The 18,736-nt window shown below is 73.8% G+C and carries 13 protein-coding genes; 12 read left to right on the top strand and 1 reads right to left on the bottom strand.

The genetic code is table 11. The features are described from left to right. Window positions 1-94: 94 nt before the first annotated feature. From ACZ6S0_RS21445 to ACZ6S0_RS21390, 12 genes are all read left to right on the top strand, one after another. Window positions 95-1,789 (top strand): HAL/PAL/TAL family ammonia-lyase, encoded by a 1,695-nt coding sequence (locus ACZ6S0_RS21445; RefSeq protein WP_465920238.1) that lies wholly within the window; start codon window positions 95-97, stop codon window positions 1,787-1,789. Window positions 1,790-1,794: 5 nt separating this feature from the next. Further along, the gene (locus ACZ6S0_RS21440) at window positions 1,795-2,421 is read left to right on the top strand and encodes a YoaK family protein (RefSeq protein WP_465920235.1); all 627 of its coding nucleotides are present in this window, start codon (window positions 1,795-1,797) and stop codon (window positions 2,419-2,421) included. Window positions 2,422-2,690: 269 nt separating this feature from the next. Then, window positions 2,691-4,898: a VWA domain-containing protein gene (locus ACZ6S0_RS21435; RefSeq protein WP_465920234.1), complete on the top strand. Its 2,208-nt coding sequence runs from the start codon at window positions 2,691-2,693 to the stop codon at window positions 4,896-4,898. Window positions 4,899-4,905: 7 nt separating this feature from the next. After that, on the top strand, window positions 4,906-8,019 hold the full coding sequence (locus ACZ6S0_RS21430) for a tubulin-like doman-containing protein (RefSeq protein ID WP_465920231.1): 3,114 nt from the start codon (window positions 4,906-4,908) through the stop codon (window positions 8,017-8,019). Further along, on the top strand, window positions 8,012-9,928 hold the full coding sequence (locus ACZ6S0_RS21425) for a hypothetical protein (RefSeq protein ID WP_465920229.1): 1,917 nt from the start codon (window positions 8,012-8,014) through the stop codon (window positions 9,926-9,928). Before ACZ6S0_RS21430 ends, ACZ6S0_RS21425 begins: the two co-directional genes overlap by 8 nt. Next, window positions 9,918-10,901: a protein kinase family protein gene (locus ACZ6S0_RS21420; RefSeq protein ID WP_465920225.1), complete on the top strand. Its 984-nt coding sequence runs from the start codon at window positions 9,918-9,920 to the stop codon at window positions 10,899-10,901. The genes ACZ6S0_RS21425 and ACZ6S0_RS21420 overlap by 11 nt, the downstream gene beginning before the upstream one ends. Continuing rightward, window positions 10,898-11,902, top strand: coding sequence for a hypothetical protein (locus tag ACZ6S0_RS21415; protein WP_465920223.1), 1,005 nt, complete (start codon window positions 10,898-10,900; stop codon window positions 11,900-11,902). Before ACZ6S0_RS21420 ends, ACZ6S0_RS21415 begins: the two co-directional genes overlap by 4 nt. Continuing rightward, a complete protein-coding gene (locus tag ACZ6S0_RS21410; protein ID WP_465920221.1) occupies window positions 11,902-13,602 on the top strand; it encodes a hypothetical protein in 1,701 nt (566 codons plus the stop codon). The genes ACZ6S0_RS21415 and ACZ6S0_RS21410 overlap by 1 nt, the downstream gene beginning before the upstream one ends. A 290-nt stretch (window positions 13,603-13,892) precedes the next feature. After that, window positions 13,893-16,418, top strand: coding sequence for a sensor histidine kinase (locus ACZ6S0_RS21405; protein WP_465920217.1), 2,526 nt, complete (start codon window positions 13,893-13,895; stop codon window positions 16,416-16,418). After that, window positions 16,411-16,836, top strand: a complete 426-nt coding sequence (locus ACZ6S0_RS21400) for a roadblock/LC7 domain-containing protein (RefSeq protein ID WP_465920215.1) — start codon at window positions 16,411-16,413, stop codon at window positions 16,834-16,836. Before ACZ6S0_RS21405 ends, ACZ6S0_RS21400 begins: the two co-directional genes overlap by 8 nt. Then, on the top strand, window positions 16,833-17,183 hold the full coding sequence (locus ACZ6S0_RS21395) for a DUF742 domain-containing protein (RefSeq protein ID WP_465920212.1): 351 nt from the start codon (window positions 16,833-16,835) through the stop codon (window positions 17,181-17,183). Before ACZ6S0_RS21400 ends, ACZ6S0_RS21395 begins: the two co-directional genes overlap by 4 nt. Continuing rightward, window positions 17,164-17,808 (top strand): GTP-binding protein, encoded by a 645-nt coding sequence (locus ACZ6S0_RS21390; RefSeq protein ID WP_465920209.1) that lies wholly within the window; start codon window positions 17,164-17,166, stop codon window positions 17,806-17,808. Before ACZ6S0_RS21395 ends, ACZ6S0_RS21390 begins: the two co-directional genes overlap by 20 nt. Here the strand turns inward: ACZ6S0_RS21390 and ACZ6S0_RS21385 are convergent. Next, the gene (locus ACZ6S0_RS21385; RefSeq protein WP_465920207.1) at window positions 17,798-18,727 is read right to left on the bottom strand and encodes a LysR family transcriptional regulator; all 930 of its coding nucleotides are present in this window, start codon (window positions 18,725-18,727) and stop codon (window positions 17,798-17,800) included. The two genes, ACZ6S0_RS21390 and ACZ6S0_RS21385, sit on opposite strands and share 11 nt — an antisense overlap. Between the last annotated feature and the right edge of the window lie 9 nt (window positions 18,728-18,736).

The following is an 18,736-nucleotide window of genomic DNA, read 5'->3' as shown; positions in this document are numbered from 1 at the left end:
ACTCCTCCCGGCCGGGCCGAGCCGCCCCCCGAGCCTGGACACCACCGGTTATAACGGAGCGAAGTCGATCTTCCCCGTGGCGCCGGAGGGTACGTTGATCACCAAAGTCGCGCGGACGACCACCGGCCTGGGCCTGGTCGCCGCCCTGTGCGTGGTGCCGGGGCAGGCGGTCGCCGACCCCGTCGCGCCACCGGCGGCCCCGGCCGTCCCCGCGAGGGTGCTGGACCTCGTGCTGGACGGTCGGTCGTTCTCGCTGCGTGACGCGTTCGCGATCCTGCGGGGCCGTCCGGTCTCCGCGCGGCTGACGCCGCAGGCGCGGGAGATCATGGCCAGGACGCGGGCGGGCGCGCTGGCGGCCCTGCCCGGCCAGCGGGTGTACGGCTGGAACCAGGCGCTCGGGCCGCTGAAGGACCGTCCGCTCACGCCCGAGCAGGCCGAGCAGTTCCAGCGGAACGTGCTGCGCTCCCACGCCGCGGGAGTCGGCGACCCGCTGCCCGACGACGTGGTACGGCTCGCCCTGATCCTCAAGGCCAACCAGATGGCCAGGGGGAAGGTCGGTGTCAGGCCCGAGGTGCCCCAGCGGCTGCTCGACCTGGTCAACGCCGGAGTCGTGCCGCGGATGCCGCAGATCGGCTCGCTGGGCACCGGCGACCTGCAGCCGCAGGCCGCGGCGGGCCTGGCGGCGATCGGCGAGAACGCCCCGGTCCGCTTCATGGGCCAGGAGGGACCGGCCTCGGAGCTGCTCCCCCGGGCCGGACTGCCCAGGGACTTCACCCTCCAGGCCGGAGAGGCGCTGCCGATCGTCAGCGGCAGCACCGTGCTGGCCGCCACGCTCATGCACGCGGTCGACCGGGCCACCGTGCTGGCCGACCAGGCGGAGGCGGCCTTCGCCCTGTTCATGGAGGCGACCAGGGCCGAGCGGGGCTCGCTGGACGCCCGTACGCACGCGGAACGCCACATTCCCGAGGAGAACGCGGTCAGCGCGCGGCTGCGGGCGATGGTGGCGGGCTCGCGCTGGATGACGGACGAGGGCCGCCGCAAGCTCGACCCGGCCAACTACGAGCCGCGCATCCAGGACTCGGTGGCGGTGCGGGCCGCGCCGCACATCCTGGCCGGGCTGCGCCACGAGATCGCCGACGCCCGCCGCACCCTCGTGCGCGAGGCCAACTCCTCGAACTCCAACCCGCTGGTCTTCCGGCGCGAGCAGGGCGAGGGGTACGAGTTCGTGATGGGCGGCAACTGGGACGGCTCCATGATGGGGCACGTGGCCGACAGCCTGAACGCGGAGATCACCGACGTCGGGGTGCTGTCGCAGGAGCTGTCAGGACGGCTGCTGTCGCCCCGCTGGAGCTACGGCCTGCCCGCGAACCTGGCCGGCGGGTCGGTCGGGCTCAACTCGGGGATGGTGCAGGTGCAGACGGTGGCCGCGGCGCTGATCCCGGAGATGCAGGCCAGGGCCACGCCCGCGGGGACGCTGTCACGCCCGGTCAAGGACGGCCAAGAGGACCACAACACGATGGCGATGGCCTCGGCGCGAAACCTGCACGAGAACCTCGACCGGCTGGAGACCGTGCTGGCGGTGCAGTACCTGATGGCGGCCCAGGGCATCGACCTCATCGCGGGGAGGATGGCGCCGCTGCCGCTCGCCGCCACCACGCGGGCGCTGCACGCCGAGCTGAGGAGGTACGTCGCCCCGCTGGGCGACGACCGTTACCTGACGCCCGACCTGGAGCGGGTCATCCGGCTGGTCCGCGAGCGCCGCCTGACGCGGCCCACCGCCGCGGTCTGAGGAGCATGTCGTCCGGCCGCCGCCTGCCCGTCCTGAGCCTCGCCCTGGCGTCCGGCGCCGTGGACGCCTTCACCTTCCTCTCCCTGGGTGAGGTCTTCACCGCCAACATGACGGGGAACCTGGTGCTGCTCGGCGTCTCGGCGGGCCATTCCCGGCTCTCCGACGCCGTCGGCTCGCTGGTGGCGTTCGCGGCCTTCACCTGCGCGCTGGCCACCGTCCTGCGTCTGACCAGGACGGCGGCCAAGGGCTGGACCGCCCGCACGAGGCTGTCCCTGGGCGCGGAGCTGGCCCTGCTGGCCGTGCTGGCCGTGGGCTGGGCGGCGGGCGCGCCCCGGCTGCCGCTGATCGCCACCGCCGCGCTGGCCATGGGCGTCCAGAGCGCGGTGACCAACCGGCTGCACACGTTCGTGGGCTCGACGACGTTCATCACGGGGGCGCTGACCAGTGCGCTCGCCCGGCATCTCACCCCGGGCACCGGGCAGCCGCACGTCCCCGAGCTGGTGGCCGTGCTGGCCGCGCTGGCGCTCGGGGCGGCGGCGACCACGGTGGTGCTGCGGGTGTTCCCGCCGGTGGCCCCGGTGATCGCGCTGCTGGCCGTGGCGCTCGCCCTGGCCTCCAGCGACCGCGCATGAGAGGTGTTTCCGTGTCAGGCCGGGTCGATCCCGTGCGTGCCGCGTATCCCGTGCTTTTTCCCCGGCCTGGAATCCGTTCCAAGTCGTAGGATCTCTTTTATGCGGGGCAGGTTATCTCAATTTCGGACACACGTTTTCCGGTAATCGTCAAGACCGTAATCGCGGCAGAAACTTCTCGGGGCCTCTCTCCGTTCAGCGGATAAGAAAAACGGCAACTGCGAGGAAATGTGCGCGTCACTTCATCCCTCAGGTTCCTTTTCGCGCCGGCCGTGGCCGTCGCCGCAGTGCTCGTCCCAGTGCTCGTCCCAGTGCTCGTCCCCGCCGCCGCGCAGGCGGCTCCCTCCCACGCGCCCTCCGACGTCAAGCCCGTCCGCGTGGTCGTCCTGGTCGACGAGTCGGGCAGCCTGAGCGGCCAGGACGTCACCCGCGAACGGGCCGCCGCGCAGCTCATCGCCCTCGGCGAGCTGTCGCCCCAATCACAGGTGGCGGTCGTGGGTTTCGGCAGCTCCAACGGCCCCGGCCAGTCGGCCGTCGACATCGTCTGCCCGCTGACCGGGGTGGAGACCGCGCAGGACCGCGAGTCGCTCAGCCGGTGCGTGGAGAAACTGCGCCGCAGGGGCGCGGAAGACGGCAACGACACCGACCACGCCGCCGCGCTGGAGCAGGCGATCGACATCATGAACGAGCCCGACGACCAGCAGCGGGCCAAGATTGTCTTTCTGCTCACCGACGGCGTGCTCGACGTCCGCAACAGCCCTCAGTACGGCGCCGACGGCCAGTCGCGCAACCGCAACGCCCAGGCGCAGATCGCGGGCAGCCTCCAGGACGCCCAGCGGGCCAAGGTGCAGATCTGGCCGCTGGGCTTCGGCTCGGCCGACAAGGCCAGCCTCGACGCGTTCGCCGCCGGCGGCTGGCGGCAGCCCTGCGGCGAGCAGGAGACGGCCACCCCGCGGGCCCGGGTGGTGGCCGGGTCGGCGGACGTCGAGCGCTCGCTGCTGGAGGCGTTCGCGTACGCCAGGTGCGCCGGCATCGGCGAGTCGGTGACCGACTCACTCGACGCGGGCGCCACGGTCGATCTCCATGTCAAGATCCCGATCATCGCGACCGACGGCTCGATCGTCGTGGTCAAGCGCGACCCGCGCATCCAGGTCACCTACTTCGACCCCGACGGCAACCAGGCGCCCGACGACGGCGAGGCCAACGAGTCGGCCTTCCAGCGCGTCGGCAGGTCCGGCCCGGTCGACTCGCTGCGCGTCCGCAACCCGGTGCCCGGCGAGTGGCGCGTCCAGCTCAGGTCGCCGCCGGGCGTCAGCCGCCAGGACGTCAGCGCGACCGTGGTGTGGCAGGGCGCGCTGCGGGCCTCGATCTCCCTCGGCAACCCCCGTCCTCGGCCGGGCGAGCGGGTGACCGTACGGCTGCGCCTGCAGACCAGGACGGGCACGATCACCGACCCGGCGGCGCTGGCGGGCCTGCGGTTCTCGGCGCGCGTGTCCGGCGACGGCGTCCAGGAGACGCCGGTCGAGCTGGGCGACACCGGCGAGGGCCCCGACCGGGCCAAGGACGACGGCGAGTTCTCCGGCCAGGTCGTCATCCCCGCCACCGCCACGGGCGCGCTGTCCTTCCTGGGCCGGGTGACGGGGCCGGGCGTGGCCGGCGACGAGCGTCCGTACGAGACCCGCATCGCGGGACCCGCCGACCGGATCCGCGCCCAGGTGCACCTCGGCACGGCCACCGTCGAGCCGGGCGGCGAGGTCTCCGGCACGGTCCGGGTCACCAACGACGCCGGGCCCGCGCCGCTCGACCTGCGGCTCGTGGACGTCCCCGGCACGGTCAGCCTGTCGCCCCCTCAGCGGTTCCAGGCGCCCTCGGGGGGCTCCGAGCACGCCTTCACGCTCCGCGTCGGCCCAGACGCGGCCGAGGGCCGCACCGGCGGCTCGGTGCAGGTGGTCGACGCGGCCGGGCAGGTGGTGGCCGAGGAGTTCGTGGACGTGGAGGTGCGGGCGCCGACCCCGCTGTGGCGGCGGGCGCTCCAGGCGCTGCTGATCCTCCTGGTGATCGTGGCGGTCGCGGTGCCGGTCCTGCTGGCCAGGCGGCGTGCGCGGCACCGGACCGCCGACCCCAGCGACCTCACCCTCCACCTGCTCGAACGGCCCGGCGGCCCGTTCGTCAGCCGGCTCCAGGCGCCCATCGGCGCGGGCTCCGAGTTCACCTTCGACGTCAGCGACGGCAACCTGGTGCGCACGTTCGGCGCCGGCTACGCGGTGCGCCGGGGCGAGGGCGGGGCCGTGCTCATCCGCGACCCGTCGGGGCGGCAGCTCGACCCGCTGTTCCCCGGCCGGTCGATCCCCCTGTCTGAGCACTACCACCTGGGCGTGAAGGACGGCCGGGTCGGCGGCACGGAGCAGCCCGCGTACGGCGTGGGCGAGCCGCGGCAGAGCAGGACCTCCAGACCGATGCCAGGCGACGACCTGTTGTGAGGGGCGCATGAGGATCTTCGATCCGATGATGTTCGTGGGGCTCGGCGGCACCGGCTGCCGGGTCGGGGTGGAGCTGGAGCGCTGGCTGCGCGACGAGCTGTGCGGTCCGGACGGCATGGACCTGATCAGGAACTTCAGATGGCAGAACTACCTGCCCTACGAGCTGCCCTCCTGCCTGCAGTTCGTCTACGTCGACCTCAACGAGGACGAGCTGAACCGCACGCGCCGCCGGGTCGTGCCCACCGAGAAGGAGCTTCCCGCGGCCGGCCGCACCGCGCACCTGATCTACGACGTGGTGCCGAAGTTCGACTCCTACCCGGAGGTGGCCCGCAACCTGCGCGCCACGCTGAGCGACCACGTCAAGGACTGGCTGCCGCCGCGCGAGCAGGAGCCGCTCATCGCGCCGCTGATGCGCGGCGCCGGGCAGCTCCCCACGGTGGCCAGGGCGGCGCTGTTCGAGCGCATGCGGCACGGCACCGGCCCGGTGGTGCAGGGCGTCGAGAACGCCATCGGCGCGATCAGCAACTCGGGCAGCGAGCTGGCCGCGCTGGGCGGCCGGCTGCGGCGCAGTTGCGACGTGTTCGTGGCCTTCTCCGTGGCGGGCGGCACCGGCAGCGGCGTCTTCTACGACTACCTGCACCTGATCGGCGACGCCTTCGCCCGCAGCGGCATCAGGGCGCGCGTCTACCCGCTGGTCGTCATGCCGTCGGCGTTCGCCGAGGGCAAGGGCGGCGGTCGGCGGGCCCGGCTGAACGCCGGCTCCAGCCTGCTCGACCTGTTCCGGCTGGTCGACGACCAGAACGCGCCGCACGCGGGCACGCAGGTGGACGAAGAGGGCATCGCCGGCGAACTGGGCGTGCGCTACCCCGTCAGGGGCGAGGTACGCCTGGCCACCGGCACCGTGCAGACCGCGTTCCTGTTCACCATGCCGCCCGGCGTCGAGCGCGACGACCTGCACCGCTCGGTCGCCTCGCTGATCGTCTCCCTGGCCGCCACCCGGCAGAGCACCGCCGCGGAGGCCGCCGGGGGCATGGAGGACCGCGGCGAGGCGTCCTTCGCCGACGACTTCATCAACCGGGCCGTCGAGCGGGAGGTCCCGGCCGCCTCCGGCATCGGCAACCGGGGCGTCTCCACGGCGTTCGTCTCGTCCATGACCGTGCCCGTCGAGGAGCTGGCCGACCTGGTCAGCTCGCGGCTGCTGGCCCGCGCGGTGACGCAGCTCGACACGGTGCCGCCGGGCGCCGCCGAGACCAACGTCGACGAGATCCGGCGCATGTTCACCACCGCCAACCTCGAACCGCTGCACACCCGCGAGGCGCTGCCGCCGCCGGAGACGCGACCCGCCACCGGCGCGGCCGAGGTCCAGAAGGCGCTGGCCAACCGGATCAGGGCGATGGAGGACAACCTGGCCTCGCTGGAGCGGCGGCTCAGCCGGGTCGTGCCGGCCACGGCCCAGGAGCTGGACGTGCGCCGCGGGGCGATCGCGGGGCTCGGCCACGTCGACCCGTTCCGGCTGCGGCGGGTGATCGTGGGCCTGCCCGGCGACGTGCACGAGGCCGACCGGCTGGGCTTCGCCGGGCTGCTGGACCAGCGCAGGGCCCAGCCGCGCAAGCCGTACGAGAACATGTCCGAGGCTCCCCCGCAGCCGCGCCCGATGCGAGACCGGCTCCTCCGCAAGGTGCAGTGGTCCGACCCCGAGGTCCAGGGCTCGCTCGCCGACCAGGAGGCGTGGTACCTGTGGCGCAGCCAGGGGCTCTGGCATCGGGCGTGGGCCGACCAGATGCCCCGCTGGGAGCCGCGGCGCAAGCAGCTCCTGCGCGAGGTGCGCGAGTTCACGCAGGCGTTCGTCGAGCACGCCGAGGCCGACCCCGAGCGCTTCGCGCGCCGCGCGGGCGAGCTGTACGAGACCCGCGTGGGCGTCTACCACCTGCTGCCGCCGGCCGGCGCCGACGCGTTCTACGACACGGTGGTGCGCCGCTTCGTCGACGTGTTCGTCTCCCGGCAGTTGCTGCGCCCGACCGACGCGGAGGCCGGCGTGGTCAACGTGCTGGTCGGCGCCGAGGGCTGGCGGCACGCCTACGACCTGGCCTGGCGCACCGGCAAGCCGGCCGAGGCGCTCGACTGGGTGCGCGACCGGCTCAAGCTGGAGGTGAAGAAGCTCTTCAAGGACCGCGACGAGGCGGCCGCGCTGGGCGAGCCACCGCTGCTGCCGTCGCTGGCCGACCTCCTGGCCCAGGCGGCGGGGGCAGGGGGCGACGACCCGCACGTGCGGCAGTTCCAACTCAAGCTGGCCGACCTGGTGCCGGGCGGCTTCACCCCCGACGGCACGGGCGACCTGAAGGTGCTGGTCTCCTATCCCGCCCCGGCCAAGGACCCCGACCTGGAGCGGTTCCTGAAGGAGCGGATCGACCTGCCGGGGGCGCCCGACTTCCGCAACATCGACGCCGACTCGGTGACGGTCGTGCAGGTGCGTACCTCGATGAGCGTCACCCAGGTCCGCGAGCTGCGGGAGGTGCTCCATAGCTGGGGCGACGCGCTGCGCGACGAACGGCCGCAGGACCACCTGAAGTGGCGCCAGCGGCTGGGCTACGACTTCGGCTACCTGGCCACGACGGAGGAGCACCGGGTCCGCATCCTGCACCGGCTGCTCTGCCTGCTCTGGAACGGCCGGGTCGGCGTGGTGGAGGGCGAGCCGGACTCGCCGTCACGGATCCGGATCGACGTCGAGGGCGGCTCGATGACGCTCCCGCTGACCGGGTACGGCAGGGCGTCGTCCTGGCCGAGCGTGCTGCGGGCGTACGAGCAGTGGGTGATCGGCGGCGACGAGGAGTTCCGCGGCCTCGTCAGCGACCAGCTCATGAACGCGGTCCCGACCGGCCTGGCGGGCTCGCTGAGCGTGCCGCACCCGCTCTACCACCAGGTCACCGGCATGGCCGCCGACCAGCTCGGCCTGCTGGAGATCATGGCGCCCAAGCTGCCGTCGGGCGCGCGCAACCGCGCCGACCAGCTCATCGCCTTCTGGGCACACACCCTGCCCGCGGCGCGCGACCTGCCGTTCGAGCGCGTCGCCGAGGCAGTGGCCTACAACCTGCGCGATCTGGAGGCGCTGGTCGGTGAATGAACACGGTGGGAGCACAGGAGAGTCCACGGTCGTGCTGCTCGACCTGCGCAAGGGCGAGCCTGAGCGGCTGGGCGGCCGGATGCTGGTCGTGGCCGGCACCGAGCTGCTGGCCGGCTCCCAGCAGGTGCTTCAAAACGTGCTCAGCTCGCGCCTGGTCAGGTCGGTGCTGGTCGTGGCGGTGGGGCCGGACCTGCGGCTGCCCCCGGCGCTCGACGGCGAGGGCCGCCGGGTGCTGTGGGTGGGCGACCCGTGCGGCATCCTGTGGAACGCCGACACCGGCGAGGCGGCGCACGGCCCCGGGGTCAGCTCCGAGACCATCCTGATCGACCTGCTGAGCCAGCCGGAGGTCTTCGACCAGGTGGTCGACGAGCTGGGCGACATCCCGTACGGCACCGCCTCGCCGGGCTGGCGCATCGTGGCCGGCCGCATCGACCCCGAGGTGCTCGCGCAGGCGTTCCACGAGGTGGCCGAGCGCTTCGGCGGGCCCGTCCAGCCCGACACCGCCGCGTTCAGCTCGCCGCTGGCCGACGCGCTGCCGGTGCTCAGCGGCACCGTGGACCTGCCCGCCGACCTGCTCGACGCGCTCGTCCCCGAGGGCCGGACGGAACGCCTCTACCGGCGGGCCGCCGAGCAGATCGACCGGGCCGCCCGCGCGCTCGACGACCTGGGCTACTTCCACGGGCCCCCGGTCCTGGCCGCGATCGCCGACGAGGTGGTCGCGGCGGGCCGGGCGCTGGCCGAGTTCCGCGAGGCCGTCGCCCGGCTGTTCGCGGAGATCGACCACACCGACGAGGCCACCGCCGACCGGCTGGCCGAGCACGGCGTCAAGTTCGCCACCCCGGCCGGCATGGGGCACCGCGAGATCGTCGGCGAGTTGCGCACCGACGTGGAGTCGGCGCTGGCCGAGCGCAAGAGCCTGACGCGGCTGGTGTCGCGGCTGCGCCTGCTGGCCGACCACAGCGCGCCCATCGGCAGCGCCGCCTTCGTCGACGACCTGTGGCGGATCTGCCCCGACGAGCTGCTCAACGCGCTGCACGCGCCGGCCCCGTTCCCGGCCGGGCTGATCGACCGCTTCGTCCTCTGGCGGCGTTCGCGGGCCTGGTGGCGCGAGCAGCTCGCGCTCGGCCACGCGCGGACGGCGCTGGACGAGCTGCGCTCACGGCTGGAGCGGGTCGCGGCCAGCGAGTGGATGCTCGGCGAGGCCCGGATGCACACCTCCGACGCCGCCCGCACGCTGGCGGCGTCGCTGGGCGAGATCTCCGTGCGGGTGGCCGGCACGCTGAACGACTGGAGCAAGGCCGAGGCCGGTCAGTCCGCCGCCGCGTCGGCGCTCGACGAGGAGGTCACCGTACGCCTGCGCGACCGCGGCGGGCAGCTCCGCGAGGTCATCACCGGCGACCTGCTCGACGCGGTGACCGGCTGGCTGGAGCCCGGCTGGACCTCGCTGGAGCACGGCGACTACCGCGACGCCCAGGCCGGGCTGGAGCGCCGGGTGGACGAGACGCTGCGGCAGTACCGCTACCACCTGGTCCACAAGGGCGTGCAGGAACACCCCGGCTTCCGCACAGGAGCGGGCCCAGGAGACGGCCCAGGAATCGGCACAGGAGACGGCGCCGCGTCCGGCGGGCGTCAGGAGCTGGTGGACGCGGTGTGGCGGCAGTCGCAGCAGGTCGTACGGGCGCTGGAGGTCCCGGCGAGCGGGCAGATGCTGCAGTTGTGCGGTGACCGCGACCTGACGGCGCTGCTGCGGCAGGCGTACGCGGTGCGCTTCGCGCCCAGGGCGGTACGCGGCCAGGGCAACCCGCCGGGCGTCGTGTGGACCAGGTCGGGCCAGTACGCCGGCACGCTGCGCCTGGTGCCGCTGCGTCCGGGGACGGTGGAGGAGAACTGGAGTGGGGATGGAACCTGAGCCGCTGACCTTCGTCACGCCCGAAGGTGACGAGGTGACCTGGGAGGTGGAGGCGGAGCCGTACCACGACCCGTTCGAGCGGCGGCTGACCCTCGTCGTCCAGGGCGCCAGGCTCGTGCAGCGGCGGGTGCCCAGGGCGGCGGGACGCGAGCGCGAGTACCTCTACGACCTGCTGGAGAACGAGGCCCGCATGGGCGCCCGGCTGCTCGCCCGGCTGCGCCGCGCCTACCCGCCCGAGCTGCCCCGGCTGATGGGCTACAGCATGGACGCGGAGGAGCCGTTCGTGCTGCTGTCCGACCGGCGGGGCGAGCCGGTGAGCCGCCACTTCGGCGCGCTGCTGATCGCCGAGCAGCGGGCCCTGCAGGCGAGCCTGTTCCGGGCGGTGCGCATCCTGGCCGCCTGCGGCATCGTGCACCGGCGCATCGAGCCGGGCACCGTACGGTGGGACGGCGCCTCGGTGCTGCTCACCGACCTGGGGCACGCCACGCTCGCCGGCGACCGGCGGCTGCGGCTGGGCGAGCCGCCCTACGCCTGCCCGGCCCAGCGCGAGGGCGTCGGTCACGCCTCCTCGGCCGACGACCTGTGGAGCGCGGGCATGGTGCTCTACCGCACGGTCACCGGCCGCGAGATCGCCGGCCTGCCCGACTTCGCCGCCGCCCCGGCGCTCCAGCCCATCCACGACGTCTTCTCCGGCTCGCCGCCGTCGGCGCAGGAGGTGCTCAACCGGCTGCGGGTGCCCGACCCGATGCAGTCGATCCCGGTCGAGCAGGACCTCAAGCTGGAGGAGGGCCGGGCCGCCTTCGACCGGGCGCGCAAGGCCAGGCGCGACCCCGACGTCGTCGATCGGACGGCCGTCCACCCCGTCAAGGAAGCACGGCAGGAGGAGGAGCCGCCCCGGCCCTCGTGGGCGCGCTGGCTGCCGCTGGCCGTGCTGGTCGTCCTGCTCGTCGTCCTGTGGGTGGTGACCCGATGATCCTCTGCCCGATCTGCCTGCACGAGTTCGACTGGAGCGAGGACGAGCTCTACGAGCGCACCCCGGCCGGCCAGTACCGGCGGCTCGACCTCGCCGACGTGAGCGAGGCCCTGCGGGAGGACCTGCTGCGCGCCGCCCACGTACGCTGCCCGGCCCCGGTGTCCGACCCGAGCCTGGAGCACCACCTGCCCTACACCTACGTCCGGCACGGCCGCCCGCTGGTGATCGGGCTGGTCGGCGGGCCGGAGACGGGCAAGACCCACCTGCTGGCCACCATGATCGGGGCCATCGAGCAGGGCGGGCTGCGGCCGTACGGGCTGACCGCGGACGCGGTGGACATCGAGCGGCACGCCGAGTACGTCGACACGTACGTGCATCCGCTGCTGGTGGAGCGGATCGCGCTGTCGCGCACCACCCACCGGGCCACCGCGGAGCCGATGGACGCGCTGCTGGTCAACGACGGCCGGCACACCACCGCGGTGGCCTTCTTCGACATCGCCGGCGAGCTGCTGCGCAGCACCACCCACGAGGCGACCAGGTTCGTCCCGGCCGTCGGCGGGCTGCTGTTCGTGGTCGACGCCGCCACCAGGTCCGCCAGGATGGGCGACGACTCCTTCCGCGCCGTGCTCGACCGGCTGCCCAAGAGCGGCGGGCGGCTGGACGTCCCGGCCGCGATCGCGATCACCAAGAGCGACGCGGTGCGCTTCCAGTCGCCGGTGGACGCCTGGCTCTACGCCGAGCCGGACGGGCTCGACCCGGACGCCGTCCTGGCCGAGAGCCGCGACGCGTACGCCTTCCTGCACCGGCGGGGCGCGCAGGCGTGGCTCAGCCCGTACGACAAGTGCCGCAAGTGCACCCTGCACTTCGTCTCGGCGACGGGGGGCGCCGCCGCCGAGGGGCGCTTTCCCCGGGGTGTCCGGCCCCGGCGCGTCCTCGAGCCCCTGGTCTCGCTCTTCGCCATGACCGGCGTCCTGCGCGGCTGTCCGGAGGTGGGAATCTGATGAGCCCTGACCCCAGCGTCGACTGGATCCAGTTCGCGTGGGACGAGCGGCGTACCGGGCTGGGCCCCGTGCGTTCCTCCCTGCGGGACGCCGACACCCGGGGTTGGTACAACCAGCTCGGGCCCTGGCTCGACCCCGGACCCGCCGCGCTGGCGAGCGTGTGCCGGCTGCTGGTGGACGGGCGGGTGGCGGTGCTCGCGCGCACGCGGACCGGCGGGACGGACAGCAGGCGGACGATCCAGGTCAATGCGTACCTGGGCGGGCCGGCCACGCTGCCCTCGGCCATGCCGAACGTACGACAGGCGCTGGCCCTGGCGCCCGGCTGGGCAGCCCGGCTGCCCGACTCCGACGAGCCGCTCGACCTGGGCGTGCTGCTCGAGCCGTTCAAGGAGGCCAACGGGGCGCTCGACCGGCGGGCCAGGGCGGAGGCGGCGGCGCTGGCGCCGATCGTCTCGCAGTGCCTGCGCAAGCCGGGGGAGGCGCTCTCGGTGGCCTCCCACGGGGATGCCGTGGTGCAGCTCTGGGGGCTGGTGGACATCCTCGACCGGGTGCTCGGGCACCATCCCGAGACGTTCTCCACGTACGAGAGCGACGATCGGAAGCTGGGCGCCGAGGTCATCTTCCTGCGGCAGTGGCCGGGGATGTCGGCGCAGGGGGCGTACCGGGAGCGGGTGGACCTGCGCTCTCCCGACCTCGACGACAGGTACGGCGTGATCGCGGTGATGCTCGTGGACGCGTACGCGCGGGACGAGCTGAAGCCGCTGCTGCGGCGGCTGGGCATCAGCGACAGGACGCCGCTGGAGGAGCGGATCCGGCGGCTCGACGCGGGCACCCGCGACGCGACGGCGCTGATCGCCCGGCCCGCCCAGCCCGCACGTCCCGCGACGGCGGGGGCCGAGACCGGCGCGAACGAGACCGGGACGGGTGAGGTCGCGGCCGACGAGATCGGGACGGGTGAGATCGGGACTGGTGAGATCGCGGCGGAGGAGACCTGGGCGGACGACACCTGGGCGCCACGCCCTCGGTCCCGCTCGCAGCCAGGCCCCCCGTCCGGCCCCCAGCCCGGGTCACAGGCCGGATCGCAGCCCGGATCGCAGGCCGAGTCGCGGTCCCGCGCGCAGGCCCGTCCTCAGCCGCGCACGCGGCAGTCGCCGTCCCGCGCCCCGGCGGCGTCCACGAACCCCTACCGCCGGACGTCGCAGCCCCGGCAGGCGGCGGCCGAGACGTTCCGGCCCGCGCAGGCGGCCCAGGCCCCGGTGGAGGGCCAGGCGCAGGCGGGGACGCAGGCTCACCCGGCCGCCGCGCCACCGCTGCCACTGCCACCCTCACCGCCCCTGCCGGACGACGGTCCCCGCGCGCAGCCTCCCGCCGCCCACGACGACTTCGAGGACTTCCTGGCCGACCTGGCCCAGGCCACCACCGCCAAGGACGCGTGGGCGATCCTGCGCGACGTACGCGTGTGGGCCGCCACCCGCCAGCCTGCCGAGGTGCGCTCCCGCCTGCTCGACCTGGTCCCCGACCTGGAGCGTCTCCTGCACCAGAGCCAGATCAACCCGGTGCTGCGCGACCTGCTCGACCCCGACGCCCCGGCCGCCGCCGGGCCCCGCCGGTCGGGCTGGCTCGACCCCAAGTGGCTGATCCTGGCCGTGGTGCTGTCGATCGTGCTCGTGCTCCAGATCGTGAACCTGATCCTCCCCTGACCGGCCTGCCCCGGGCGGTCGGCCGGGTGAGCGCGTTCGGCTGAGTGGTCACTCAGCGTGGAGACCGGAGGGGTTACTCACCGGTTACGAACACGAATTGTGTGCTGACAAACAGTCAATCCACCATTCGCGATGTTTCTTCGCATCCGTACCTTGAAGTACATCTGCCCCATCGGCATAGTGGACGAACCACAGGCGCACCCAGTCGTGGCCGGCAACCTCGGGGGGCGACGGCACGTTCACGGATGCTCGGCAGCGCATCACCACACGCGCGGAATTGGACATGAAGGATGAGCTCGCCCCCGCCGATCCGTACCAAGCTGCTCAGGATCCTCCTGCTTCCGCTGGTCTCCATGGTGGCCTTATGGGGGTTCATCGCGTATTCGGGAGTGGATGAGATCGTCACGGTCTCCCAGACGCAGGACCGCTGGGAGGCCATCGGCTCGCCCGTGCTGCGGCTGATCGTCGAGTTGCAGCGCGAGCGCCAGCTCTCGGCGGAGGCCGTCGGCGGCACGGCCGGCCACAAGCCGCTCGCGGACCAGCGGCAGGCCACGGACGCGCAGGTCAAACGGCTGCGGGAGATCATCGGGGCCATGGACGTGGACGCCGAGGGCGGCGCGGCCCCCGCCCAGGTGCGCGCGATGGTGGAGGCGCTGGACGGCCTGCGGACGCTGCGTGACTCCGCCGACGGAGGCGTGCTGGTGCCGCCGCTGACCGTCATCGAGGCGTACAACAGCCTGATCTCCGTGGCCAACCGGCAGTTCACCGACCGGGACGCGCTGAGCGACGTCTCGTCCTACCGCGCCGTACGCGGCATGGCGGCCTACCAGTCCACGGCCGAGTACCTGGGCCGCGAGCACGCCGTGCTCACCAGCACGATCGTGCACCGCAAGATGACCCCGACCGACCGGGCCGCGTTCGTCTCCGCCATGACCAGCCGCCGGCTCGTCTTCGCCAACGCCGAGCGCGACGCCGGGCCCGAGCTGCGGGCGGACTACGACAGGCTGGTGGACAGCCCCGAGTACAAGCGCCTGATGGCCGTCGAGGACGAGCTGTTCAGATGGGACACCGACGGGGCCCCGCCGGTGGACCCCCAGGAGTGGCGCAGTGACACCGAGACCATCCTGGGCGAGATCAACCGGGGCGCCCAGGCCGAGCTGACCCGCTCGGCGGTGGCGGCCGAGGAGCAGAAGACCGGGGCGTACTGGCGGGTCGGGCTGATCCTGCTGCTGGGCCTGGCGGCGGTGCTGTTGTCGCTGACGCTGTCGTACCGGTTCGGCCGTTCGCTGGTCGGCGAGCTGCGGCGGCTGCAGGGCTCGGCGGTGGAGCTGGCCGAGGAGCGGCTGCCCCGGCTGGTCGAACGGCTGCGCCGCGGCGACGACGTGGACCCGGCCACCGAGGCCCCCGGGCTCGACCCGGCCGACACCGCCGAGGTCGATCGCGTGGTGCACGCCTTCTCCGCCGTGGGCCGCACGGCGGTGGCGGCCGCGGTGGGCCAGGCCGCGCTGCGCAAGAGCGTCGGCCAGGTCTTCCTCAACCTGGCGCGGCGCAACCAGGCGCTGCTGCACCGCCAGCTCGCGATGCTGGACACCATGGAGCGCCGGGTGGACGAGCCGGAGCTGCTGGAGGAGCTGTTCAAGCTCGACCACCTGACCACCCGCATGCGGCGGCACGCGGAGAACCTGATCATCCTGTCCGGCTCCTCCCCCGCGCGCCGGTGGCGTGACCCGGTGCCGCTGTTCGACGTGGTACGGGCGGCGGTGCTGGAGGTCGAGGACTACACCCGCGTCACGGTCGTGCCCATGCCGGACGCCCCGCTGCTGGTCGGCGCCGCCGTCACCGACGTGATCCACCTGGTCGCCGAGCTGGTGGAGAACGCGACCGTGTTCTCGCCGCCCAACACGAGCGTCCACGTGCGCGGCGCGGTGGCGGCCAACGGACTGGCGCTGGAGGTCGAGGACCGGGGCCTGGGGCTCAACCAGGCCACCCTGGACGCGTTCAACGCCCTGCTGGCCGACGTGCCGGAGTTCGACCTGGCGGACAGCGACCGGCTCGGGCTGTTCGTGGTGTCCCGGCTCGCGGCCCGGCACGGGATCAAGATCATGCTGCGGCGGTCGCCGTACGACGGGACAACCGCGATCGTCCTGCTGCCCTCCGCGCTGCTCGCGACCGCCGAGCCCGCGGCCGTCACCGCCGGACCCGCGAACCTCCCCCGGCACGCGGCCCTCGCCCAGTCCCCGAACCGCGCACCGTCCCAGGAACCGTCGCCGGACCCCACGCGACGTCCGGGCTTCGCGCAGTTGCCTGACCTCACGCGCTCGCCGGGCTTCGCTCCCTCGCCGGACCTCACGCGCTCTTCGGGTTTCGCACCGTCGCCGGACCTCACGCCGTCGCCTGGCTCGGGGCCGGTCCCGGCGTCCGGGCCGCCCGGCCCGGAGCCCCTGCGGGAACGCGCCGCGCCGTCCGGCCCGCCCCGCGACTGGAGCGTCACGGTGCCGCCGCAGGAGGCCGACGAGGACCTCGACGGACTGCCGATGCGGATACCGCAGGCCCACCTGGCCCCGCAGCTCCGCGCCCCCGAGCGCACCTCCGGGAGCACCCCCGACGGCGCTCCCGACGGCGCCCCCGGCCGTGCCCCGAGCGGCACTTCGGGCCGCGCCTCCGGCCGCACCGAGCTGCGCACGAGCCCGCGCCGCTCGCCGGAGGAGCTGGCCCAGCTCATGTCGTCCATGCAACGCGGCTGGCAGGAAGGCCGCCGGCAGGCGAGGCAGGAGCAAGACACGTGGAACGGAAAGGACGACCACCCCGATGGCTGACCCCAGAACCGAACTGAGCTGGCTGCTCGACGACCTCATCCAGCGCGTGCCCGGCATCCGGCACGCCATCGTGCTGTCCGCGGACGGCCTGTCCGTGGGCAGCTCGCGCGGGCTGACCAGGGAGGACGCGGAGCACCTGTCCGCCATCTCCGCGGGCAGCCACTCCCTCGCCATGGGCGCGGGACGGCACTTCGCGCTGGGCGGCGTCCGGCAGACGATCATCGAGATGGACGAGGGTTTCCTGTTCGTCACCGCGGCGGGCCAGGGCGCCCGGCTGGCGGTGCTCGCCACGGCGGACGCCGAGCTGGGCATGGTCACGTACGAGATGGCGCTGATGGTCAAGCGGGTCGGCGAGCACCTGTCCGCGCATCCGAGGGGAGCGGCACCGGCACCGGCCTGGAACGGCGCGAGACAGTGACCGGGGAGGATCCCGGGCCGCTGATCCGGCTGTTCGGGCTGACCGGGGGCAGGGCGCGTCCGCAGGGGGAGGCGTTCGACCTGGTGGCCATCGTCACGACGGTCGGCGACGCGGCCGAGCCCGCGGACCTGATCCCCGAGCACCGCGCCGCGCTGTCGCTGTGCCGTAGACCCACTCCGGTGGCGGACGTCGCCTCGCACCTCGGGCTGCCGCTGAACATCACCCGGGTGATCCTGGGCGATCTGCGGCGGGACGGCCTGGTCACCATCGAACGACCGCGTCCCGCCGCCCAGACGTTCGACGAACGCCTCTACAGGGAAGTGCTGCATGGACTACGCAGCCTCTGAGCCGGGGACGACCGCGGTCTCCTCGGCCTTGGCCATCAAGATCCTCATCGCGGGCGGGTTCGGCGTCGGCAAGACGACGATGGTCGGCACGATCAGCGAGATCCGCCCGCTGCACACCGAGGAGCTGCTGAGCGACCGGGGCGTCGGGGTGGACGACACCTCGGGCGTGGAGTCCAAGAGCACGACCACGGTGGCGCTGGACTTCGGCCGGATCACCATCCGGGACGGGCTGTGGCTGTACCTGTTCGGGACTCCGGGGCAGGAGCGGTTCTGGTTCATGTGGGACGAGCTGGCGCTGGGCGCGCTGGGCGCGGTCGTGCTGGCCGACACCCGCCGCCTGCAGGACTGCTTCCCGGCGGTGGACTACTTCGAGCAGCGCGGGATCCCGTTCGTGGTGGGGGTGAACTGCTTCGACGGGGCCCGCCGGTACGAGCCCGCGAAGGTGCGGCGGGCGCTCGGGCTGAGCGAGCGCACCCCGGTCGTGATGTGCGACGTGCGCGACCGCGGGTCGGTCAAGGAGGTGCTGACGACGCTCGTGACGTACGCGGTGAAGGGCGTGACACCCGGCGGCACCGTTGAGGGCGCGACGCCCGGCGGCACTGTCGAGGGCGGGGCTACCGGGTGAGCGCGATCCGGCGGAGCGTCCGGGCGAGGAGCGCCACGGGTTCCGGCAGCGGGCCGGGCAGCCGGGCCAGGAGGAGGCGGCGCTGCTCGTTGGGCCCGCCCCGTACGGGCAGCACGCGCACCCCGGACGGCACCACGCCGGTGAGCAGGACGGGCACGGTGGTCAGCCCGCAACCGGCGGCCACGAGGCCGAGCTTGGCCAGCCAGTCGCGGGCGGAGTGCGCGATCTCGGGCCGTTCGTCCAGCCCCGGCCAGACGCCCATGCCGGTGCTGTCGCCCGCGCCTCCCCCCGCCGCGGTGCCCGAGCCCGCGATCCAGCGCTGCCCGTGCAGGTCGGCGACGTCGATGTAGTCGCCGCGGGCCAGGGGGTGGCCGGACGGCACGGCGACGCGCAGGCCCTGTTCGTCGAGGATCTCGGTCTCCAGGGCCGGGGTCTCGGTGTCGGGCGGACGAAACGGCGGCCCCGAGCCCAGCAGCGCGAGGTCCACCGTGCCCGCGCGCAGGGCGCGGACCAGCGCGGGCGTGCCGCCCTCCCGGCTCTCGACGGTGATGGCGGGATGCGTGGCGCGCAGGGCTTCGAGCGCGCGGGGCACGAGGTCGGCGCCCGCGCTGGCGAACCAGCCGAGGCGTACGGTGCCGGGCTCCTGGGGCAGCCCGGCCAGTTCGCGCGCCCCGGCGTCGATCCGGTCGACGATCGCGGCGGCGTGGCGGAGCACGACGCGCCCGGCCGGGGTCAGGCGGACGCCGTCGTAGCGGCGTTCGAGGAGGGGGGCGCCCGCCGCGCGTTCGAGCGAGGCGATCTGGCGGGAGACGGCGGACTGCGTGTAGCCGAGGGAGGTGGCCGCAGCGGTGAGCGTGCCGCGCTCGGCCACCTCGCGGAAGACCCGCAGCGCGGTGAGCGAGGCGTCGGTGAAGGCCATGACGGTTAC

It is taken from the genome of Nonomuraea sp. NPDC051298 (assembly GCF_055586305.1).
This window is presented reverse-complemented; position numbering and strand designations above follow the sequence as displayed.